The organism is Streptomyces griseochromogenes, assembly GCF_001542625.1.
In the GTDB taxonomy this organism is placed as follows: Bacteria; Actinomycetota; Actinomycetes; order Streptomycetales; family Streptomycetaceae; genus Streptomyces; species Streptomyces griseochromogenes.
In genome coordinates this window covers 9,171,301-9,191,799 of sequence record NZ_CP016279.1, presented here as the reverse complement: position 1 = coordinate 9,191,799, position 20,499 = coordinate 9,171,301, and the positions used below count along the sequence as shown (strand labels likewise).

Annotated in this window: 18 protein-coding genes and 1 pseudogene; 16 read left to right on the top strand and 3 right to left on the bottom strand. The window is 71.4% G+C overall.

The features are described from left to right. Window positions 1-12 precede the first annotated feature (12 nt). From AVL59_RS39990 to AVL59_RS39980, 3 genes are read left to right on the top strand one after another with little or no spacing between them, the layout of a single operon-like run. Window positions 13-1,311, top strand: a complete 1,299-nt coding sequence (locus AVL59_RS39990; RefSeq protein ID WP_067314330.1) for a hemolysin family protein — start codon at window positions 13-15, stop codon at window positions 1,309-1,311. Next, complete coding sequence (locus AVL59_RS39985; RefSeq protein WP_067314329.1) at window positions 1,308-1,667, top strand: MmcQ/YjbR family DNA-binding protein; 360 nt, start codon at window positions 1,308-1,310, stop codon at window positions 1,665-1,667. The genes AVL59_RS39990 and AVL59_RS39985 overlap by 4 nt, the downstream gene beginning before the upstream one ends. Window positions 1,668-1,710: 43 nt before the next feature. Continuing rightward, a complete protein-coding gene (locus tag AVL59_RS39980; RefSeq protein WP_067314328.1) occupies window positions 1,711-2,730 on the top strand; it encodes a S66 family peptidase in 1,020 nt (339 codons plus the stop codon). On the opposite strand, the gene AVL59_RS39975 is transcribed toward AVL59_RS39980, so the two are convergent. After that, window positions 2,715-4,133 (bottom strand): MFS transporter, encoded by a 1,419-nt coding sequence (locus AVL59_RS39975; RefSeq protein WP_067314327.1) that lies wholly within the window; start codon window positions 4,131-4,133, stop codon window positions 2,715-2,717. The two genes, AVL59_RS39980 and AVL59_RS39975, sit on opposite strands and share 16 nt — an antisense overlap. A 148-nt stretch (window positions 4,134-4,281) precedes the next feature. Between AVL59_RS39975 and AVL59_RS39970 the strand changes: the two genes are divergently transcribed. The 5 genes from AVL59_RS39970 to AVL59_RS39950 all read left to right on the top strand — a co-directional run bounded on the left by AVL59_RS39970 (window position 4,282) and on the right by AVL59_RS39950 (window position 8,789). Then, window positions 4,282-5,103, top strand: a complete 822-nt coding sequence (locus AVL59_RS39970) for a helix-turn-helix transcriptional regulator (protein WP_237281953.1) — start codon at window positions 4,282-4,284, stop codon at window positions 5,101-5,103. Between the two features lie 28 nt (window positions 5,104-5,131). Next, window positions 5,132-5,494, top strand: coding sequence for a cytidine/deoxycytidylate deaminase family protein (locus AVL59_RS39965; protein WP_067314324.1), 363 nt, complete (start codon window positions 5,132-5,134; stop codon window positions 5,492-5,494). Window positions 5,495-5,679: 185 nt separating this feature from the next. Next, the gene (locus tag AVL59_RS39960) at window positions 5,680-6,156 is read left to right on the top strand and encodes a hypothetical protein (protein WP_067314322.1); all 477 of its coding nucleotides are present in this window, start codon (window positions 5,680-5,682) and stop codon (window positions 6,154-6,156) included. 190 nt (window positions 6,157-6,346) lie between these two features. Continuing rightward, window positions 6,347-7,675: a WxL domain-containing protein gene (locus AVL59_RS39955; RefSeq protein ID WP_067314321.1), complete on the top strand. Its 1,329-nt coding sequence runs from the start codon at window positions 6,347-6,349 to the stop codon at window positions 7,673-7,675. A gap of 94 nt (window positions 7,676-7,769) precedes the next feature. Beyond that, the gene (locus AVL59_RS39950; RefSeq protein ID WP_067314319.1) at window positions 7,770-8,789 is read left to right on the top strand and encodes a WxL protein peptidoglycan domain-containing protein; all 1,020 of its coding nucleotides are present in this window, start codon (window positions 7,770-7,772) and stop codon (window positions 8,787-8,789) included. On the opposite strand, the gene AVL59_RS39945 is transcribed toward AVL59_RS39950, so the two are convergent. Next, window positions 8,683-9,021, bottom strand: a complete 339-nt coding sequence (locus AVL59_RS39945) for a P-II family nitrogen regulator (protein WP_067314317.1) — start codon at window positions 9,019-9,021, stop codon at window positions 8,683-8,685. The genes AVL59_RS39950 and AVL59_RS39945 overlap by 107 nt on opposite strands. Then, window positions 9,018-9,161 (bottom strand): annotated as a pseudogene (locus AVL59_RS55320) (ammonium transporter); the annotation flags it as partial. The gene AVL59_RS39945 and the pseudogene AVL59_RS55320, both read right to left, overlap by 4 nt. 142 nt (window positions 9,162-9,303) lie before the next feature. On the opposite strand from AVL59_RS55320, the gene AVL59_RS39940 reads away from it, so the two are divergent. The 8 genes from AVL59_RS39940 (at window position 9,304) to AVL59_RS39905 (ending at window position 20,497) form a co-directional block, all read left to right on the top strand. Next, complete coding sequence (locus AVL59_RS39940; protein WP_067314315.1) at window positions 9,304-10,572, top strand: aspartate aminotransferase type Ic; 1,269 nt, start codon at window positions 9,304-9,306, stop codon at window positions 10,570-10,572. Window positions 10,573-11,800: 1,228 nt separating this feature from the next. Further along, window positions 11,801-12,679, top strand: a complete 879-nt coding sequence (locus AVL59_RS39935) for a hypothetical protein (protein WP_067314314.1) — start codon at window positions 11,801-11,803, stop codon at window positions 12,677-12,679. Between the two features lie 158 nt (window positions 12,680-12,837). Then, window positions 12,838-14,238 carry an aldehyde dehydrogenase family protein gene (locus tag AVL59_RS39930; protein WP_067314312.1) on the top strand — a complete coding sequence of 467 codons (1,401 nt, stop codon included), beginning with the start codon at window positions 12,838-12,840 and terminating at the stop codon, window positions 14,236-14,238. 101 nt (window positions 14,239-14,339) lie between these two features. Continuing rightward, entirely contained in the window at window positions 14,340-14,741 is a 402-nt protein-coding gene (locus AVL59_RS39925) for a 4Fe-4S dicluster domain-containing protein (RefSeq protein ID WP_079147224.1), read from the top strand. Continuing rightward, entirely contained in the window at window positions 14,728-16,737 is a 2,010-nt protein-coding gene (locus tag AVL59_RS39920) for a hypothetical protein (RefSeq protein ID WP_159400196.1), read from the top strand. Before AVL59_RS39925 ends, AVL59_RS39920 begins: the two co-directional genes overlap by 14 nt. Then, on the top strand, window positions 16,730-18,040 hold the full coding sequence (locus AVL59_RS39915) for an ATP-grasp domain-containing protein (protein ID WP_079147223.1): 1,311 nt from the start codon (window positions 16,730-16,732) through the stop codon (window positions 18,038-18,040). The genes AVL59_RS39920 and AVL59_RS39915 overlap by 8 nt, the downstream gene beginning before the upstream one ends. Then, window positions 18,030-19,250, top strand: coding sequence for an ATP-grasp domain-containing protein (locus AVL59_RS39910; RefSeq protein WP_067314308.1), 1,221 nt, complete (start codon window positions 18,030-18,032; stop codon window positions 19,248-19,250). The genes AVL59_RS39915 and AVL59_RS39910 overlap by 11 nt, the downstream gene beginning before the upstream one ends. Continuing rightward, window positions 19,247-20,497 (top strand): MFS transporter, encoded by a 1,251-nt coding sequence (locus tag AVL59_RS39905; RefSeq protein WP_067314306.1) that lies wholly within the window; start codon window positions 19,247-19,249, stop codon window positions 20,495-20,497. Before AVL59_RS39910 ends, AVL59_RS39905 begins: the two co-directional genes overlap by 4 nt. Window positions 20,498-20,499: the final 2 nt, after the last annotated feature.

Sequence of the window (20,499 nt, the reverse complement as noted above, 5' to 3'; positions counted from 1 at the left end):
GCCGGTCCTTCCATGAGTCCGCAGATCGTGGTCGGGGCGATCGCGCTGGTCGTTGTCGCCTGGCTCGCCGCCTGCGCGGAGGCGGGCCTCGCGCGCGTCTCCAGCTTCCGTGCCGAGGAGGCCGTCAAGTCCGGCCGGCGCGGCAGCGCCAAGCTCGCCCAGGTCGCCGCCGACCCCACTCGCTATCTGAACGTGGCCCTGCTGGTCCGCGTCGCCTGCGAGATGGCGGCGGCGGCCCTGGTGACGTACGCCTGCCTGCAGGAGTTCGCGGCCACCTGGCAGGCCCTGCTGGTCGCCATCGGCGTCATGGTCCTGGTGTCGTACGTCGCCGTCGGCGTCTCCCCGCGCACCATCGGCCGCCAGCACCCGCTCAACACCGCGACCGTGGCCGCTTACGTGCTGCTGCCGCTGGCCCGGATCATGGGCCCGATCCCGTCGCTGCTGATCCTCATCGGCAACGCGCTCACGCCCGGCAAGGGATTTCGCCGCGGCCCCTTCGCCTCCGAGGCGGAGCTGCGCGCGCTGGTCGACCTCGCCGAGAAGGAATCGCTGATCGAGGACGAGGAGCGCCGCATGGTGCACTCGGTCTTCGAGCTGGGCGACACCCTCGTACGGGAGGTCATGGTGCCGAGGACCGACCTGGTCGTCATCGAGCGCTACAAGACCATCCGCCAGGCGCTCACCCTCGCCCTGCGCTCCGGGTTCTCCCGTATCCCGGTCACCGGCGAGAGCGAGGACGACATCGTCGGGATCGTCTATCTGAAGGACCTGGTCCGCAAGACGCACATCAGCCGCGACGCGGAGAACGACCTGGTCTCCACGGCCATGCGCCCGGCCGTCTTCGTCCCCGACACCAAGAACGCCGGCGATCTGCTGCGCGAGATGCAGAAGGAACGCAACCACGTCGCGGTCGTCATCGACGAGTACGGCGGCACCGCCGGGATCGTCACCATCGAGGACATCCTGGAGGAGATCGTCGGCGAGATCACCGACGAGTACGACCGGGAACTCCCGCCGGTCGAGGACCTCGGTGACGACCGCTTCCGGGTGACGGCCCGCCTGGACATCACCGACCTCGGCGAGTTGTACGGCCTGGAGGAGTACGACGACGAGGACGTGGAGACCGTCGGCGGACTGCTCGCCAAGGCGCTCGGCCGGGTGCCCATCGCGGGTGCGTCCGCCGAGGTCGAACTGCCGGACGCGCGCAGACTGCGGCTGACGGCGGAGGCGGCCTCCGGCCGCCGGAACAAGATCGTGACGGTGCTGGTGGAGCCCGTGTCCGCGCCCTGCGCGGAGGAGGAGCCCGAGTGACCCCGCAAGAGCTGCGCGCCTTCTGCCTGTCCTTCAACGCGGTCGTGGAGGACTTCCCGTTCAACCCGGACACATCCGTCTTCAAGGTCCAGGGCAAGCTGTTCGCCCTGACGCGGCTGGACGCGCGGCCCCTGACGGTCAACCTCAAGTGCGACCCGGAGGACGCGGTCCGGCTGCGCGGCGAGCACGAGGGGCTGATCGTCCCCGGATACCACATGAACAAGCGCCACTGGAACACCGTGACGGTGGACGGCGGCCTCCCGGACCGCATGGTCGAGGAGCTGATCGAGGACTCGTACGACCTCGTCGTCGCGGGCCTGCCGAAGGCGGAGCGGCTGCGCCTCGACCGGCCGTAAATGCCTTGCGGGGCCTGGCTGACCTCCTGAAACAATCCGGCGCATGACTGTTCGATATCCGCGCCCCCTGCGCCCCGGTGACCGTGTCGGTGTGACCTCTCCCTCCAGCGGAGTGGCCGAGGAACTCCGGGGACGACTCGATGTCGCGATCCGGGAGATCGAGTCACGGGGGTACGAGGTGGTCGTCGGCCGGTGCATGGACGGCTCCACGCATCTCAGCGCCCCGGCCGCCGAGCGCGCCGCCGAACTGACCGACATGCTGACCGACCCCAGCATCCGGGCCGTGGTGCCCCCGTGGGGCGGGGAGACCGCGATCGACCTGCTGCCGCTGCTCGACTTCGAACGGATCGGGCGGGCCGAGCCGACCTGGGTCGTCGGCTACTCGGACATGTCGACCCTGATCACCCCGCTGACCCTGCTCACCGGCACGGCGACCGTGCACGGCAACAACCTCATGGACACCCCGTACCGGACGCCGGAGGGCCTCAAGTCCTGGCTGGACATCGTGGCCTCGCCGCAGGGGGAGCCGTTCGCCCAGACCCCGCCCGGCCGGTACCGGTCCGGCGGCTGGGACGACTGGGCTAAGGAGCCCGGGATCCGCGAGCTCACCCTGGACGCCGAGGGCACCTGGACCCGTCTCGACGGGGACGGCGACGTGGACGTCGAGGGCCGGCTCATCGGCGGCTGCGTCGAGACCCTCGTCAACCTCTCGGGCACGCCGTACCTCGACACCTCGCGCTTCGCCGGCGACGAGCCGCTGCTCGTCTACGTCGAGGCCGACGAGGACAACGCGTTCACCATCTGCCGCGGTCTGCACGGCATGCGGCTGGGCGGCTTCTTCGACCGCGCGGCCGCCGTCCTCGTGGGCCGCACCCGTGCCCCCGCCGGCCGCACCCTCACCCAGCACGAGGCAGTCCTCGACGCTCTCGGCCCGCTCGGCGTACCGATCGTCGCCGACGTCGAGTGCGGCCACGTGGCGCCCTACCTTCCGCTGGTGAACGGCGCGCGCGGCCGTGTGGTGCACACGGCCGCGCGGAGCGAGATCGTTCAGACCCTGGACTGACCTCCGCGCAGGCCCAGTCCGACCAGGACGGCGGCGGCCAGCACGATCGCCGCGTCCAGGGCGAGGACCGTGTGGACGCCCGACAGCAGATCGGAGGACGTGGTGGCCAGGACACCCAGCAGCGGGATGCCGACCGTGAGGCCGACCTGCTGGGTGGAGGTCACCAGACCGGTGGCCAGGCCCTGTTCCTCGTCCGGGACGCCGGAGGTGACGGTCAGGCCGTACGAGATGATCGCTCCCAGGTGGAACATGCTCGCCAGGGACACGGCCGCCGCGGCGAGCCATACCGACCAGCTGTGGGCGTTCAGCAGCATCAGCGCGGCCACCAGCGCGCCCTGGCCGGTCAGCGAGCCGACCAGGGTGCGGCGGGCGCCGAAGCGGCCGATGAACTTCGGGGCCAGCGTGCCGGCGACGGCCGACAGCGCGCCCTGGAGGCCGAAGACCAGGCCCGTCTCGAAGGCCGACAGGTGCAGGATCTCCTGAAGGTAGAGGGTCAGCACGAAGATCACCGTCGACATCATCGAGAAGGTGACCAGACCGCCCAGGTTGCCCCACGCCACCGTGCGGCGGCGCAGCATCGGCAGCGAGACCAGCGGGGCCGCCGTACGGGACTCGACGACCGTGAACAGGGCCAGCAGGAGCAGGCCGGCGACCAGGGTGGCGAGGGCGTCGGCGCGGCCGAAGCCGTGGTCGGCGGCCGTGGACAGGGCGTAGATCAGGGACAGCAGACCGGCGGTGACGGTGACCGCGCCGGGCACGTCCAGGCGCGGGCGCTCCGGGGTGCGGGACTCGGGCAGCAGGCGCGGGGCGAGCGGTAGCACGATCAGCGCGGTCACGGTGAGCAGGGCCATCGTGGAGCGCCAGCCGAGTGTGTCGGTCAGCATTCCGCCCGCGACCATGCCGACCGTGTAGCCCAGCGACATCACCGTGCCGGCGATACCGAGGGCACGATCGCGGGCCGGGCCCTCCGGGAAGGTGGTGGTCAGCAGGGACATGGCGGTCGGGACGATCGCCGCGGCACCGAGGCCCTGCAGGGCACGCCCGGCGAGGAAGGACGCCGGGTCCCAGGCCAAGGTCGCCAGCAGGGAGGCCGCGCCGAACAGGGCCAGGCCGGTCAGGAACAGCTTGCGGCGGCCGTACAGGTCGCCGATGCGGCCGAACAGGAGCAGGAACCCGCCGGACGGCAGCGCGAACGCGGTGACCGCCCACTGCAGGGCCGAGCGGCTCATGCCGAGGTCGGTGCCGAGATCGGGCAGGGCCACGTTCAGGACGGAGAAGTCCAGGGCGACCATGAACTGGGCCGCGCACAGGACGAAGAGGACGAGCTTGTCGCGCCTGGACAGCCGGGGGTTGTCGAGCGGTACGCGGGTGGGTGTGGTCGGGGTCGTGGTGTCGATCGCCATGGCAAGAGCTTCGGGCGCGCGGAACAAGGGTGGGGAGTCGGAACTTATGGTGGTGGCGGCACCACCAGACACGACGGGGGAGGGGCGGTACGTGCCTGCTGCGGAGGCGACGACGAATCACCGGCGGAACGAGCTGCGCGAGTTCCTGATGAGCCGGCGGGCCCGGGTCAGTCCCGAGGAGGCCGGTCTGCCGGCCGGCGGCGGCCGGCGCCGCACCCCCGGACTGCGCCGGGAGGAGGTCGCCGTGCTCGCCGGGGTGGGCGCCTCCTGGTACCAGTGGCTGGAGCAGGGGCGGGACATCTCCGTCTCCCCGCAGGTCCTCGACGCCGTCGCCCGGGTGCTGCGGCTGAGCAACGCCGAGCGGCGGCACCTGTACGGGCTGGCCGGGCTGAACCCGCCCGCGCCCGAAGTGGCGCCCGAGAAGCGGGACATGTGCGACGGGCTGCGGCGGCTGATCGACACCTGGATGCCGTACCCGGCGCACATCATGGACCGGTACTACAACTACGTGATGCACAACGAGGCCGCCGCGGTGGTGCTCGGCATGCGGTCGGACATCCGGCAGAACTGCCTCGTGGACTTCTTCACCGACCCGATGTACCGGTCCCGGAGCAGGAGCTGGGAGCGCAACGCGCGCACGGTCGTCGCCCAGTTCCGGGCCGCGTGTGCGGCCAACCCCGACGACGAGGGGTTCCGCGAGGTGCTGGCCGAGGTGTCGGCCGCGAGCCCGGAGTTCGTGGGGCTGTGGGCCGAGCAGGACATCGAGGACGGGGGACAGGTCCGCAAGGAGCTGGCCCATCCGGTGGCCGGGCTGCTGGTGGTGGAGTCGACCGTGATGAAGGTCCCGGCCCGGCCCGATCTGTTCATCGTGCTGCACACCCCGCTGGCCGAGGCGAACACCGCCGAGAAGCTGGAGTGGCTGGCCTCTCCCGAGGGCAGACGGGGCACGATGTACCCCGTGGCGGGGTGAGCGGGCGGTGACTTCGTATGCTCAGGGTATGACCGACAGCAACGCGCTCGACCCCGAGGACCGCAAGATCGTCACCCTGGCCCGTTCCGCCCGGGCCCGCAACGGTGTGCCCGAGGGGGCGGCCGTACGGGACGAGACCGGGCGTACGTATGTCGCCGGTTCGGTGGAGCTGGCTTCGCTGAAGCTCAGCGCGCTGCGGACCGCCGTCGCCATGGCCGTGGCCTCCGGCGCGACGTCGCTGGAGGCGGCCGCGGTGGTGAGCGCGGCGGAGAGCGTCGCTCCCGAGGACCGGGCGGCCGTGGCCGACCTGGGCGGGGCCGAGACGCCGGTGCTGCTCGCCGGACCCGACGGAGCCGTGAAGCAGACGGTCCCGGCAGGCACCGCGGAGTAGTCCGGAATTCATCCTTGCCGTCGCCTGTCTCTCGCGCATCAATGGAGCCGTAAGTTCCGACGATCCGTCAGATCCGCACCGCCGCCGCAGTGTGCCCGCACCCACCTGCTCGGGCCTGCCGTTCGTCGACGCACCTTCCGACCATCCCCACATGGCATCCCCACAGGGAAGGGAAGCGGATCCCCATGACAGGCAAGCGAACAGCTACAGCCGCGGCGCTGGCCGCCGGCGCCCTCGCGGTCGCCGGACTCGCCTTCGCGCCCACGGCGGCCGCCGTCACTCCCCAGACGGCGACCATCAACGCGAGCTGCGGCATCTTCGGCGGTGGCGCGGCCACGCTCACCGCGACGCAGAGCGGCACCTCGGCCACCATCACCCTCACCTCCGCCGCGGTCAAGACGCCGGTCGCGGTGGCGAAGGACTCGGTCACCTCCAAGCTCACCCTGGTCAAGGCGAGCGGCGGCACCACCGTCTTCACCGGGACGAAGAACCCGGCCATGGCCGCCGGCGACCCGGTCAGCGCCGGCCCGCTCAGCGGCACGGTGGCTCCGGGCGACAGCCTGGAGGCCTACGGCGGCTCGCTGCAGATGACGGTCCTCGGGGTCAACATCACCTGCACGGCCACCGGCAAGCAGTCGCCCGGCCCGTTCGTGTTCGACTGAGCGGACCGAGCGGACCGAGTGAACTGAGCGATCTGTTCCGGATAGTGCCGGATCTCCCGGGGATGCCGCAGAAACTGATGATCCGTCAGGTTTCTGCGGCATCTCCATTGACTTCTCACGCGGGCTCCACATCAATGCCCCCTGTCGGCGCAGATGAGCCGCTGCGCCCGCAACCCTCAGGAGGGGGCCCATGGGTTCGACACCCCGAAGATCCCGACGGTGGCGCTGGGCGTCACTGTTCGGGGCGACCGCCCTCGCGGTCACCGCGGGCGGCGCGCTGGCCTGTCCGGCCGGCGCCGCCGGTACGAACGTGGATTTCGCCACGCACTGCATCCCGCCCGCCGTCGCGGGCATCCCGCCGATCGACGGCACCACCACCGCGAACGTGTCGGTGGACAACACCAGCCCGAAGGTCGGCGACACGGTCACCGTGACCTACACCGTGGTCACGGCCGCCGCCAGCAACCCCACCGACCTGGCCCTGCCGGCCGACATCATGACCCCGACCGGCAAGGTCACCCTCGGCGGTGCCCAGGCCGGTGACGTCACCGTCGCCGGACCGAAGAAGAACCCGCCGGTGCCGGGGAAGGCCGCCTTCCCGTCCTTCTCCATGACCGGCACCTTCACCGTCACCAAGGCCGGCCAGATCACCCTCTCGCCGGGCGACTACAACATCCACACCAGCTACATCCTGGAGCTGGACACCCCCTGCACGGTCACCAACCCGCCCGCTCCGGCGTCGCAGACCATCACGGCGACCGACGGGACCCCGGCCAACACCCGTGCCATCTCGCTGGGTTCGGCCTCCGGTGACCCGGGCGCCAGTGTCACCGTGAGCGGCAGCAACTTCACGCCGGGCGCCACCGTCACGCTGGCCGGGCGGGCCGGGGGCAATCAGACCGCGGACACCGCCACCGCCACCGCGAACGCCCAGGGCTCCTTCAGCGGTTCGCTGGTCGTCAACGACAGGACGACGACCGGGATCGTGGCCTACGAGGGCGGCTCCTGGAGCGCGGACAAGGGCACGGGCCCCGCGGCCTACGTCGTCAACGACAACACGCCCGTCCCGGCCGGCAGCCAGAAGCTGACCACCACCGTCAAGGCGGGCACCCTGTCCATGTCCCAGGCCGGGGACGCCGTCGCACTCTCGGCGGTCGACTTCGGCAAGGGCGGGGCCTCGACCGGGTCCCTGAACACGGTGACCGTCAAGGACTTCCGTGGCGGGCCCGCGGGCTGGTCCCTGACCGGCAAGGTCACCGACTTCACCGGCCCCGGCGCCAAGATCGACGCGAGCAGACTGAGCTGGACCCCGGCCTGCGCGACCAAGGCGGGCAGCCCCAGCACCTGCAAGGCCGGTTCGACCGGCACGGTGGGCACCTCGGGAGCGACCCTCGCGTCGACGTCCGACTCCACGCTCACCGGCGGCGAGTTCACCGTCGACTCCGGACTCTCCCTGGACGTACCGGCGTTCACGCCTCCGGGCTCGTACTCCGGCGTCCTGACCCTCACCCTCACCTGACCCGAACACCGACAGCGGTGGCCGGGCGCCCCGGCGCACCACGGGGCCGCACCCGCCCGACCGCCCGACCCGAGCCCATGGGGGGTCCGCACCCATGCGCAAGCCCTACGTCCTCCTCCTGAGCCTGACAGGCCTGTTCCTCGGGCTGACGACCACGCCCGCGCACGCCGCCGACAACGGCAGCTGGTCCGTGTACCCGGTCGCCTCGAAGATCGCCGCGCGCCCGTACTTCTACCTCTCCGCCGACCCGGGCCAGACCCTCACCGACAAGGTCGCCGTCGCCAACAAGACCGGCAAGCCGCTCACCTTCCGGCTCTACGCGGCCGACGCCTACAACACCGCGCGCGACGGCGGATTCGCCGTGCGCACCCTGAAGGAACGCATGCGCGCGGTCGGCGCCTGGGCGAAACCGGCCAGGTCCCGCATCACCGTGCCCGGCCACAAGACCGTCTCCGTGCCCTTCACACTGCGGGTGCCCGAGGGCGCCGAACCGGGCGACCATCCGGGCGCGATCGTCGCGCTCGACGAAAGGGTCGCCCCCGGCAGCGGGACGTTCGCGCTCGGCGTGCGGCAGGCCGTCGGCGCCCGCGTCTATCTCCGCGTCAGCGGGCCCACCCTGCCCGCGCTCTCCGTCGAGCAGGTGCACATCGGCCACCACCAGCCGCTCGTCCCCGGCATCGGCGACAGCACGGCCACGATCTCCTACACCCTGCACAACACCGGCAACGTCACCCTCGACCCCAAGGTCGAGCTGAAGGCGCGGGGACTGTTCGGCCGTACGCTGCTCGACCGCGACCTGACCCGGATCCCCTCCGAGCTGCTGCCCGGGCAGCGGGTACGGCTCAGCGAGACCTGGCACGGCGCACCCCAGCTCGACTGGGGCGACATCACGCTGACCGCGAGCGCGCAGGGCACCCGTCAGTCGGCGAGCGCCTCCTTCTTCGCGCTGCCCTGGCTGCTCGCCGGGCTGGTGTTCGTGGCCGGGGTGGTGACAGGGGTTGTGCTGGTCAGAGCGCGTCGGGGCCGCGCTCGCCGGTCCGCACCCGTACGACGGTCTCCACGGGCAGCGCCCACACCTTCCCGTCCCCGATCTTCCCCGTCCGCGCGGCGCTGACGACCGCGTCGATCACGTCGTCGGCGACCGCGTCCTCGACCACGACCTCGATGCGGACCTTCGGCACCAGGTCGACGCGGTACTCGGCTCCCCGGTACACCTCGGTGTGGCCGCGCTGACGGCCGTAGCCGCTCGCCTCGGTCACGGTCAGACCGTGCACGCCCAGCTCCCGCAGGGCGGTCTTGACCGCGTCGAGGCGGTACGGCTTCACGATCGCGGTGATGAGCTTCATGCCTGGGGCCTGACCTTCTGGGCGGTGGGGACGACGGCGGAGGAGACCGGGGCGCCATGGCCGAGGACCCGGCGATCGTAAGCCGTCCCGGCGTGCACCGTAAGGTCCGGGCCGGTGTGCTCCCGCTCCCGCGCCGGCCGCCGCCGCGGAGGGCTGGATCACTCCGAGACCAGGGCACCGCCACGAAGGCCGGCCCCGGTTTGTATTCTCGGCAGACGCTGTCAGTGAAACGGCACGTCAGCGACACGGCCCCATCGACGCGAGATCCATGAGAGGAATCACATGACCATCGAGCTGAGCCCCGACGCCCTGGCCGGGCTCCTTGAGCAAGCCCGCAAGGAGTACCAGAACTTGGCGGGGTGCGGCCTCTCGCTCGATCTCACCCGCGGCAAGCCGGCGCCGGAGCAGCTCGACCTCTCCAACGCGCTGTTCAGCCTGCCCGGCGAGCGGTACACCTCCGCCGACGGCACCGACCTGCGCAACTACGGCGGGCTCCAGGGGCTGCCCGAGCTCCGGGAGATCTTCGCCGAGGCACTCCAGGTGCCGGTCGGGCAGCTGCTCGCGGCCGGGAACTCCAGCCTCGAGCTGATGCACGACTGCGTGGTGCACGCCCTGCTGAGCGGGGTGCCGGGCGTCGAGTCGCGCTGGGTCGACCAGGACCGGATCGCGTTCCTGTGTCCGGTGCCCGGTTACGACAGGCACTTCGGGATCTGCGAGCGGTTCGGGATCGAGATGATCCAGGTGCCGATGACCGCCGAGGGCCCGGACATGGATGTCGTGGAGCGGCTCGTCGCCGAGGATCCGGCGATCAAGGGCATCTGGTGCGTGCCGAAGTACAGCAACCCGACGGGGATCACCTACAGCGACGCGACCGTGGCACGGCTCGCCTCGATGAGCACCGCCGCGCCCGACTTCCGTATCTTCTGGGACAACGCCTACGCCGTCCACCACCTCACCGACACGTCTGTCGAGATCGCCGATCTGCTCGCCGCGTGCGCCGAGGCCGGTCACCCGGACCGGACGTTCGTGTTCGGCTCCACCTCGAAGATCACCCTGGCGGGCGCGGGCGTCGCGTTCTTCGGTTCCTCGCCCGCGAACGTCGAGTGGCTGCTGTCCAAGAGCGCCAAGCGGTCGATCGGCCCGGACAAGATCAACCAGCTGCGGCACGCGATCCTGCTGCAGGACACGGACGGGCTGCGGACCCACATGGAACGCCATCGTGCCCTGCTGCAGCCCAAGTTCGACGCGGTGGCGCGGATTCTCGAGGCCGAGCTCGGCGGGAGCGGGCTTGCCGGCTGGACGTCTCCCGAGGGCGGATACTTCGTGACGCTGGAGGTGCCCGAAGGCTGCGCCAAGGAGGTGGTGCGCCGTGCCGCCGAGGCGGGCATCGTGCTGACCCCGGCCGGTGCCACTCACCCGTACGGTGACGACCCGCGGGACGCGGTCATCCGGATCGCGCCCAGCTACCCGGGACTCGACGAGCTGGAGCAGGCGATCAAGGGTCTCGCCGTGTGCGTGCGGCTCGTGGGGTACGAGCGGCAGTCCCGCTGACCGATCGGGTGTCCCGGGGTTCCCACATGGGCGGCGCCAGTGCGCGGATCGCCGCCCGCCCGGGGCACCACATCGTGACCGCCGCGGCGGCGACGCCCATGCCGCCGCCGAGGTGGAACAGCCGTGCGGCGCCCGTCTGTCGGCGCCGTGACGCGTGTCCTCACGTGCCCGTCGGGCGACCACGTGCTGCGGGAAGCGCTGCCCGGCACGGCCGCGGCTCACCGGCGCCACTCGCCCGAGGCCCTGGCTCCGGAGCCGGCATTCCCTCATGGCAAACGGATTCATGGGGAGAGGGCGACGTGTCGTTCACGTCGCACGGAGGCGGCGCGAGGTGGTCGCGGCCGAGTCCCCGTCGATCTTCACCTCTTCATGAGCGTATGACAAGGGTGCGCGCGAAAGTCGGACGATTTCGTTCACTACCAGGGAGACATCCCCTGTGAGCAGGTGTTACTTCCGGTAAGTTACTGTGAAGTACCTCTCCCTGGATGGCTGTTGCCACCCGTGGAGCTCGGTGTGCAAGATCGTCTGCGTCGAGACGCGGCAGGTTGATCATGTGTGACCTCGCCGCCCGTGTGGCGCAGTGTCGGGTCGCACGCGTATATCCGTGACCATGATATTCGCATAAGCAAATACCAACTGAGTTGCCCGGGGGGAAGCGGCTCAGCGCTGTCGCGCAGTCCTTCCCTCTGTATCACCCTGCTCCGTCATGCCGTGTGCCAGAACGAGCGAGCGGCATCAACAGCCAACAGAGGTCCCACGTGCGTGAATTGCGCTTCCACTGGCGCTCGCCGCTGGAGAGCGGTCGTCGGCAGCTACGAAGACGTTGCGGATCGCATCATGGAGCACAAGGCCGCAGGTGAAATGAGGAACGTCGATCCGCCCGGGACTTGGCCCCCGAAAGGCATTCGGGTAAATTGCTGAGCGGGCCGCACGGGTTTCCCGAATCCTTCGATGATGTCCGGCCCTTCCTCTCGGTCCCTTCCTTGCGGGGCCTTTGTCAAATGGCGAGTTGAGTTCCCTCCGATCTCGCGAGAGTGCCCGTTGGCGGTGCTTTGGCGGAATGTTCCGGAGAAGCACCTCTCCTTCCTCATGCCGTCCCTCGTGCCCAGCCGCCCTTCAGGAATCCGATGCCCCGGATCCGGGAAAGGGTCGGTCGGCGACGCCGGCGAGAGGAGGAGCGGTGCGCAGCCCGAACGAAGCAAGACACTCACAACAGCAGGAGAAGTCGATGACCGTCACTGCCGATGCGATGCGCACGGAATCCGGCGATCCCCAGGTCGTCACCGGCTGGAGCGGCAGCCCGGAGTACTTCCAGATCCGGGAGTACCAGGAGTTCGTCCCCGAGGCCGTGGTGGACGTGCTGCACGGCCGGGTCGCGGGCGTCATGTTCCGCGGCATGGTCAAGCCGGAGGTGTGCACCGAGCTGGCCGGCCGGTTCTGGGACAGCCCGCACCGCATGACCCGTGGTGTCGAGGCGCCCGGCTACTACATGGGCGCGTACACCTGGGAGAAGCCGACCGCGCAGTACCTGGACGACTCGGAGAAGTTCGACGAACCGCTCCTTGACGTGCTCGATGTCAAGGACAATCCGCTCCAGGCCTTCTACCAGGGCCTTTCCGAGGCTCTCGGCAAGGAGGGCGCCATCGTACGCCGCTCCCGGCACGAGGGCCGCAAGGGCTGCCGCGCGCTGCTGCGCTCCTGGCACGGCGCGGGCAAGTACGCTCTCGCGCCGCACGACGACAACTCTCAGCTGACCCAGCCGGGCCAGACGGACTTCGAGATCCAGCGCGTGGGCGACCGCCCCGTCGCGGCGCTCAACATCTGCCTGGAGAACAGCGACGGCGGCCGTCTCGTCTACTGGAACATGCAGGCCGACCTCGAGAGCAAGCGCCGCCTCGGCGTCCAGTACACCGGCTCCGCCTACCCGATGGAGACGCTCGAGGGGATCGAGCAGAAGTGGGTCACCGTCAACACCGGTGATGTGTACGTCTTCAACGGCTCGCACATCCACGCCGTCGAGCCGAACACCGACCCGGAGCTGCGCCGCACCTCCCTCGCCGGAATGCTGGGATTCATCGACGACGAGACCGTCGTCTCCTGGACCTGAGTCCGCAGGGTATTCGAGTCCGCAGGACATTCAGCTTTCTCCACGCCTTTCTCGGCGTCTCCTGGAATTCCGGACAGGCCCTTCCGTGGCCTGCCCGGAGTTCCGGGGGTTGTCCATGTGTTCGTCCGTCGATTTCTTCCACCGAGGTGCAGAGTTTCGTGAGGGAAGCAGAACAGCGCGACCGGCAGAAGGTTGTCGATCCCCGTACCGGAATCGTATTCACCGAAGTGGAACTGCTGCCGGAGTCCGCGGTTCCCGGTATTGCCGGCAGAGCGGCGAGGGCCTTTCAGGACTGGCAGGAGACGCCCCTGGAGGAGCGCTGCGCGCTGGTCGCCGCCATGGCGCGGCTGCTGGGCGAGCGCATTCCACGTCTCGCACCCGAGTTCAGCCGCGAGCACGGCAAGACGCGGGCCGAGGCCGAGGCCGAACTGGCCCGTGCCGTCGAAACCCTGCACTGGTCCGCGGAGCGGGCCAAGAGCCTCGTCGGCCCCGCCGAACTGCCCGAGAGAGGCGGTATGGAACGGCGGTTGGAGACGGAGGCCGCCGGCCCGGTGCTCGCCATCGTGCCGTGGAACTTCCCCGCCGTCACGCTCGCGCGCAAGCTGGGGCCGGCCCTCTCCATGGGCTGCTCCGTCGTCGTGAAGGCGCCGGAGACCACACCGCGGGTCATGGCGGCCTTCGCCGAGGCGGCCGCGGACGCCGGGCTGCCCGTGGACGCGGTACAGGTCGTGCACGCCACGCCCACCACCGCCGAGGCGCTGGTGCGCCGCCGGGAGTTCCGCGTCGTCAGCTTCACCGGCTCCACCCGGGTCGGACGGCATGTGGCGGCCGCGGCGGCCGAGGGACTGAGCCAGTGCGTCCTCGAACTGGGCGGTCACGCCCCGGCCGTGGTCACCGCGGAGGCGGACCTCGACGCGGCGGCGCGCACCCTGGCCGCCGCCAAGTTCGCCTCCACGGGCCAGAGCTGTGCCGCGCCGAGCCGGTTCCTGATCCACCGGGACGTGCACGACGCCTTCGTGGACCGATTCCTTCGGTACCTTCCCCGCCTCGACCACGAGGCGCGCGGCGGCGGCCTGCTGGGAGACATGGGGCCGCTGCACACCGCCGCCCACCGGGACGTGATGCATGAGCTCGTCACCGACGCGGTCGCCAAGGGCGCGACGGTTCGCGCGGGCGGCGAGCTGCCCGGCGCCCCCGGCTTCTACTACCCCGCGACGGTTCTCACCGGCACGCCTCGGGACGCCCGGATCCTGCGGGAGGAGCCCTTCGGGCCGATCGCTCCCTTCGTCGCGTACACGGACGACGAAGAGTGCGTCACCCTCGCAGGCGGCACGGACTACGCCCTGTCGGCCTACGTCTTCGGGGACTTGGAGCACGCCCGTGAACTGGCCCGCCGGATCGACGCCGGCAGCGTGTCCATCAACTGCGCCGCCGGCGCGGCCCCGGACGCTCCGCTCGGCGGGCGACTGGACAGCGGCTACGGATACGAGGGCGGGGACCAGGGGCTGCTCGCCTTCGGACGCCTGAAGATCCTGCAGCACGCGCCGGCCGCGCGCTGAGGGCCCCACCCCGCCCCGGCCGGCGCCCTTCCCGGTTCCGCACCGCACCCGCACGGTCCGTGCGCCACCGCGCAGGTCTTCCCTCCGAGCCAGGAAACACCATGACCTCCCAGACATCACAACCCTCCCAACCACCCCTGACATCACCGCATTTCGCCGCCCCGCCCGAGGGCGAGGCGGCACAGGACGCTCCCGCGGCCACGGTGGAGCAGCGCATCGCCGAGCGACGGCGCAACAGCGAGTGGCGCAAGGAGCCCCGCCGGATCGAACAGGCCGAGTGCATCGGCTGCGACTCCTGCATGCGGGCCTGCCCGCCGCAGTTCAGCGCGGTCTACAACCGTGGACTGGACGTGGTGATCGTTCCGGAGCTGTGCAACGGCTGCGCCAAGTGCGTCCAGGCCTGCCCGGTCGACTGCATCTACCCCGATCCAGCCTGGCAGCCCACCGACGAGTCGCTGTGGGCCTACGTCGAAGGTCAGGAGAACTTCCGTGCACCGAAGTGAATGGCCCCAGCGTACGGACACGGTGGCGCAGCGGGCGGCGTCGGCCGGCGAACCGGCACAGCGGACACCGCCGTCGGAGCGGGCCGATCGCCCTGGAGGCCCCGTCAAGAGCGCCCGCCGTCTCGCCATGGAGGAGGCCCGGCGCAGCAAGCGGCCCAGCCGCAGCGACCGGCCGGCCGGCACCACCCCCGAGCCGGACCGGGTCCTGGACGGCGCGGGCTTCGAGGAGCTGCTGCGCCGCACCCTGAGCCGGGCGCGCGGCGCCACCGACACGGCCTCCCAGATCGAGACGCTGCTCACCCTCGACGGGCGCCTGGAGGCGGACCACGCCCGGCGCGCGCTCACCCGCGCCGAGGCCGCCGCCCTGGAGACCCTGACCCGGCCCGGCCGCGAGCCGGGACCCGGCGAGCCCGGCGGCCCCCGGCCCACGAGCGACGCCGCCTCGGCCTCGGTCTTCACCAGCGCACTGGTTCTGACCCGGCACGGCCGCCTCCTGGTGACGCTCCCCGGCGCCCGCAGCCTGCCGGAGGACTTCGTCGGCGTCGCCGCGCGCATCGGCTGGAGCGAAGCGGACCTCGCCCACTACCGGCTGCTCCTGGCCGATGCCGACCAGCGCGTCGCACACGAGATCCACGAGAGCCGTACCTGGCTGGAGCGCATCGGCGCCGAGGGCCGCACCCGGGCGGTCGCGGCGCTGCGCAACGCCGTGTTCATGGTCCCCCCGGTACAGCTCTACCGCGACCGGACCGTCTACTCGAACCTGCGCGACGACGGCAACCTCACCGGCAAGACGCTGCTGCCGACGCACCCCGACTGCTTCTTCCACCACCTCGACCGGCTGCCCCCGCAGATGTGGACCGACGAAGAGGCGGTCGTCGTCGCCTGTCTGTGGCTGCTCCACCTGTCGGGCGGGCCCAACCGCATCGAGAGCTTCAACGGCTACCAGCTCACCCTCGACCACGTCGCCGACAACTTCCGTGCCATGCGCGCCCTCTACCTCCAGGTCGACCCCGACGCGGACATCGACGTCGTGCCGGACCGGCCCGGGGAGTACACCGTCGAGGGACTCGAGACGGTCGCCGCGCGGTTGGCCGTCGTACGCGCGGAACTGGTGAGCGGCCGGCGCCTCTACTACGAGATCAACGCCACCACGCGGCGCAAGTCGGAGTTTCTGCTGCCCGGTCCGAGCGGTCCGAGCCGCCAGGAGAAGGGGATCTGCGAGCGTCTTTCCGGGCTGCTGCCGGGAGAGGCGGCGGACCTGGATGCCGCCGTCGCCCTGCTGCGGTCCGAGCGGGACTGGCTCGCCGAACCGATGCCGGAGCATCCCAGCGGCTTCGAGGCGCTCATCCACACCGTCGTCGCCGCGGCCACCGAACACTTCGCCGCGGACTTCGCCCTGAGCCGCGGCATCCGGTCGCTGCCCAAGCTGATCGACGCACTGGGCCGGCGCGACTGGGCGGAGATCGTCTCCTGGGAACTGCCCGACTTCTACTGCTGTGTCGTGCCGGGAGCCACCGCCCTGGCCCAGCACGGCGGCGACCGGGCCAGTGTGGCCGACTCGGCGTGGGCCATGTCCGCGCGGATGCAGTACAACACCTGGCACGTCATGCCCGGCAACCTGCCGAAGGACCCGGCGGTGCAGGCCCGTGACTTCCTCGCGCCGCACGCGCTGCCGGACCTCGCCGTCCACTCGGATCTGCACCACCGCGGCCACGTCGCCAACAACATCCGCTACTCGGCCCGCAGCCCCGAGCGGGTCATGGTCGCGGGCCACCCGTTCCAGAGCCTCACCGACCTGCGGATCCTGCGCTGCGAGGGCCCGCCCTTCGAACGGTCCGACCTGGTCGCCGTCACGCGTGTCGCCCGGTTCCTCGCCCAGGCCGCGGACCTCGTGGCCGAGTCCGCCCAGCACGGGAAGCCGATCACCGTCACCGCGTTCGACCACCACTGGCACCGCCGAACGATCATCGACAGCACACAGGAGCGCCATGTCTGAGTCCGCCCGCACCGCCGAGCCCGCCGGGTGTGCTGTCGCACGCGAGGGCCAGAAGGACGTGATCGTCTTTCTCAACGTCCGCCGTACGCCGCTCGAGCAGCGCGCCGCGTTCTTCGCCGCACACCGTCTCGGCCACGAGGTCGTCCTGATCGCCGACAAGGCGCCCGCCGATCTGCCCGAGCGCCTTGTCCGCGAGGTCCACCAGCTCGACACCTTCGACGCGGCGGCCCTGGACGCCACGATGGCGGACATCGCCGCCCGCAACACCGTCGCGGGCGTCGTCACCTGGTCCGACCCCGGGGTGGAGGCCGTCAGCCGCCTCGCCGCGCGCCACGGCCTGAGGGCCCCGTCGCCCGCGGCCGCCACGGTGGCCCGGGACAAGTTCCGCATGCGCGAGTCCCTGAAGGATCGGCCCGACCTCATCCCGCGCTACGCCCGCGTACGCACCTGGGACGAGGCGGCGAAGGCGGCCGCGGAGATCGGCTACCCGCTGATCCTCAAGCCGGTCACCGGCAATGGCAGCAAGGGCATCTACACGGTGCACGGCGAGGACGGCCTGCGCCCCGCGTTCGAGGAGCTGCACCGCTACGTCCAGCCCTCTGTCGACCGCCTCTTCACCGGGCACGACGGCGAGATCCTCGTCGAGGAGTTCCTGACCGGCACCGAGCACAGCGTGGAGGGCTGGGTACAGGGCGGCGAGGTGTACTTCGCCGGCGTCACCGACAAGACGACCACCCCGGACTTCCACCTGGAGACCGGCCACGTCTTCCCGAGCGCCCTGCCCGCCGAAGCCCTGGAGTCCGTGCACGCCCTGACCCGTGCGGTCGTGGCCGCCTTCGGCATCGACGACTGCGCCTTCCACCTGGAGTGCATGGTCGGCCCCGACGGGCGGGCCCGGCTCGTGGAGTGCGCGGCGCGCGGCGGCGGCGACTTCATCACCTCGCACCTGACGGGCCTCGCCACCGGGGTGCCGTTCTGCGAGAACACGTTGCGCGTCGCGACCGGCCGGGCGCCGCTGCCCGCCGAGGGACCGGCGCGGTACGCGGGCCTGATCCGGGTCATGGCGGACCGCGCCGGAATCCTGGAGGGCATCGACGGGCTCGGTGACGCGCTGCGCGTCGCCGGGGTCGAGCACATCGCCGTCGAGCGCGAGCCGGGCCAGAAGGTGGCGGTCCCGCCCGCCGACTTCGTCTCCAGCGCCGTGCTCGCCGTCATCGCCACCGGCGACTCGTACGACGCGGTGCGTGCCTCGCTCGCCGCCGCCCAGCAGGCCATCACCATCAGGATCGGCGATGAACGCTGACACCGTACTCGTGGTCGGCTGCACCTCGGCCTCCGCGCACGGGCAGGACCAGATGCGCCGGCTCACCGCGCAGGCGGCGGCCCGGGGCCTGCGCCTGCTCGGCGTGGACACCCCGGCCGCCCTCGACGGGGGCGGCTGGCGCATGGCCGCCGACGAGATCCTGCCGCTCGCGTACGACGACGAGGACGCCTGTCGCGAGTTCGCCGCCGCGCACCCCGAGGTGACGGCCGTCCTGACACTCAAGGAGGGCGCGGTCCTGGCCACGGCGCTGCTCGCCCGCGCACTCGGCCTGCCGGGCAACGCCCCGGAGGCCGTGCGCACCATCCGGACCAAGGACCTGTGCCGTGAGGCCCTGCGCGTCGCCGGGTTCACCCAGCCGCGCTCCGCCGTGGCGGCGGACCTGCCGGCGGCGGAGCGGTTCCTGGCGGAGAACGGCGGGAGCGGGCCGTGGATCGTGAAGCCGCGTGACGGCATGGGCAGCGCGGGGGTGTCCTTGGTGACGTCGGCGCGCGACCTGCCCACGGCCCTGGACGCGCTCGACGGTGTGCGGCCCTTCCTGATCGAGGAGTTCGTGCGGGGCGAGGAGTTCTCCGCCGAGGGCGTGATGCTCGGCGGTGAGTGCCGGATCCTGGGCCTGACACGCAAGCACACCGGGGCCGGCTTCGTCGAGACGGGGCACCGGATGCCCGCGGGCCTGGACGCCGCCGTCGACGAGTCGGCCCGTGCGGAGACCGCCCGTGCCGTGGCAGTGGCCGGCATCACCCACGGGATCGTGCACGTGGAGTTCTGGGTGTCCCCCGAAGGCGACGTCGTGCTCGGTGAGATCCATGCCAGGCCCGGCGGTGACTTCCTGCACGCTCTGGTCGAGCACACCCGGCCGGGCCTTGAGCTGTTCGGCACCCTCCTGGACGACCTGCTCGGCCGCCCGGCCGCCGCGATTCCCCCCGCGGCCGGGGCAGCGGGCTGCGACTTCCTCGTCCTGGACCCCGGCCGGGTCAGGTCCGTCGAGGGCTGGGGCATGCTCTCGCGCTCCTCCGGCCTGCTCGCCGCGCATCTCGGCGTGTGGCCCGGGGACGTCATCGGCCCCGTCACCAGCTCCGCCGACCGCCACGGGGTGCTCGTCGCGGGCGCGGACGGGCCGGAGGGCGTCGAGGAGATCCTGGCGGAGGCCCGCGGCCGGCTGGACATCGTTCTGGAAGCGGCACGATGAGCACGGAGAGGGCGGCGACCAGGGACAGCGCGCCTTCCGGAGCCGAGGCCGCCCCCGCCACCGTCCGTACCGTGGGCGCCACTCTGGTCCTCGACTACCTGTTCTCGCACCTCGGCTACTTCACCCTGCTCCCCGTCCTGCCGGTGCTGCTGCCCCGGCTGCACCCGGGGGTGAACGCCTGGTGGATCGGGACCGCGCTGCTCGCGTCGACGTTCGCGCTGCGGGCCGGAGCCCTGTTCATCGGCGGGTATCTGCACCGTGCCCCGGTCCGGCGGACGATGGTGGGGGGCCTGTTGCTCGCCGGTGCCGGGTTCGGCGCGCTGCCGTGGGCACCCGGGATCCCGGGCATCCTGTGCTGCCTCGTCACGGCGGGATTCGGCATCAGCGTCAACGGTCTGACCGCCCGCGCCTACGTGGTGCGGGCGCTGCCCTCGGCCGGGGACCGCACGGCGGTCTTCTCCGCGATCCAGGTCGCCGTGAACGTCTCGGCGGCGCTCGGTCCGGTCATCGCCAACTTCCTGTTCGGCGGCGGCCACTACGGTTCGCTGCTGTCCCTCGTCGCCGTCCTGTACGTCGTCGCCGCCGGGTCCGCCCTGGTCACCGTTCCCGCGGGGTTGCGGCTCTCGACACAGGAAGAGCGGCGGCCCCTGCGACTCGGCATCCTCAAGGTGGTCTTCACCGCGCCCGACGTACGCCGTGTCGCCTGGGTGACCGCCGTGGGGTCGCTGCTGTACGCCCAGCTGTTCTCGGCCCTGGCCCTGCACATCGCCCGGCTCACCGAGGACAGCGCCCTGCGGGCCGCGTTCTTCTCGCTCAACGCGGTGCTCGTCGTCGGCCTGCAGATCCCGGTGACCGCGTTCATGAGACGCGGGATGGAGCGCGGAGGGCACCCGCTGCGGTATCTGCTGCTCGGCCTGCTCGCCTTCTCCTGCGCCTACGCGGTGCTCGGGCTCGGCGCGCACAGCCTTGTCGCCGCGTTCGCCGCGGTCGTGGTCTTCACCTTTGCCGAGACCCTTTTCACGCCCACGGTGAGCACCGCCTTCGCGGAACTGGGCGGCGACCGGCCCGTGGTGGAGCTGCTCAGCCTGCGTCAAGTGGCCACGGCCGCAGGGGAGTCGGCCGGCTCCTTCGCCGGCGGGACCTTCTTCCTGCTCGCCTCGTCCCACGGCGGTCCGGGCGTCTTCTGGTTCCCGCTGGCCGCCGCCGGAGTGTTCACCGCCGTACTCGCCCGCAAAGGAGAGCGCTGACC

Bases quoted from the DNA above. Each gene is read 5' to 3' on its own strand.
- AVL59_RS39990 (WP_067314330.1), top strand. From the start codon at position 13: ATGAGTCCGCAGATCGTGGTCGGGGCGATCGCGCTGGTCGTTGTCGCC.
- AVL59_RS39980 (WP_067314328.1), top strand. From the start codon at position 1,711: ATGACTGTTCGATATCCGCGCCCCCTGCGCCCCGGTGACCGTGTCGGT.
- AVL59_RS39975 (WP_067314327.1), bottom strand. From the start codon at position 4,133: ATGGCGATCGACACCACGACCCCGACCACACCCACCCGCGTACCGCTC.
- AVL59_RS39970 (WP_237281953.1), top strand. From the start codon at position 4,282: ATGAGCCGGCGGGCCCGGGTCAGTCCCGAGGAGGCCGGTCTGCCGGCC.
- AVL59_RS39965 (WP_067314324.1), top strand. From the start codon at position 5,132: ATGACCGACAGCAACGCGCTCGACCCCGAGGACCGCAAGATCGTCACC.
- AVL59_RS39960 (WP_067314322.1), top strand. From the start codon at position 5,680: ATGACAGGCAAGCGAACAGCTACAGCCGCGGCGCTGGCCGCCGGCGCC.
- AVL59_RS39955 (WP_067314321.1), top strand. From the start codon at position 6,347: ATGGGTTCGACACCCCGAAGATCCCGACGGTGGCGCTGGGCGTCACTG.
- AVL59_RS39950 (WP_067314319.1), top strand. From the start codon at position 7,770: ATGCGCAAGCCCTACGTCCTCCTCCTGAGCCTGACAGGCCTGTTCCTC.
- AVL59_RS39945 (WP_067314317.1), bottom strand. From the start codon at position 9,021: ATGAAGCTCATCACCGCGATCGTGAAGCCGTACCGCCTCGACGCGGTC.
- AVL59_RS39940 (WP_067314315.1), top strand. From the start codon at position 9,304: ATGACCATCGAGCTGAGCCCCGACGCCCTGGCCGGGCTCCTTGAGCAA.
- AVL59_RS39935 (WP_067314314.1), top strand. From the start codon at position 11,801: ATGACCGTCACTGCCGATGCGATGCGCACGGAATCCGGCGATCCCCAG.
- AVL59_RS39925 (WP_079147224.1), top strand. From the start codon at position 14,340: ATGACCTCCCAGACATCACAACCCTCCCAACCACCCCTGACATCACCG.
- AVL59_RS39915 (WP_079147223.1), top strand. From the start codon at position 16,730: ATGTCTGAGTCCGCCCGCACCGCCGAGCCCGCCGGGTGTGCTGTCGCA.
- AVL59_RS39910 (WP_067314308.1), top strand. From the start codon at position 18,030: ATGAACGCTGACACCGTACTCGTGGTCGGCTGCACCTCGGCCTCCGCG.
- AVL59_RS39905 (WP_067314306.1), top strand. From the start codon at position 19,247: ATGAGCACGGAGAGGGCGGCGACCAGGGACAGCGCGCCTTCCGGAGCC.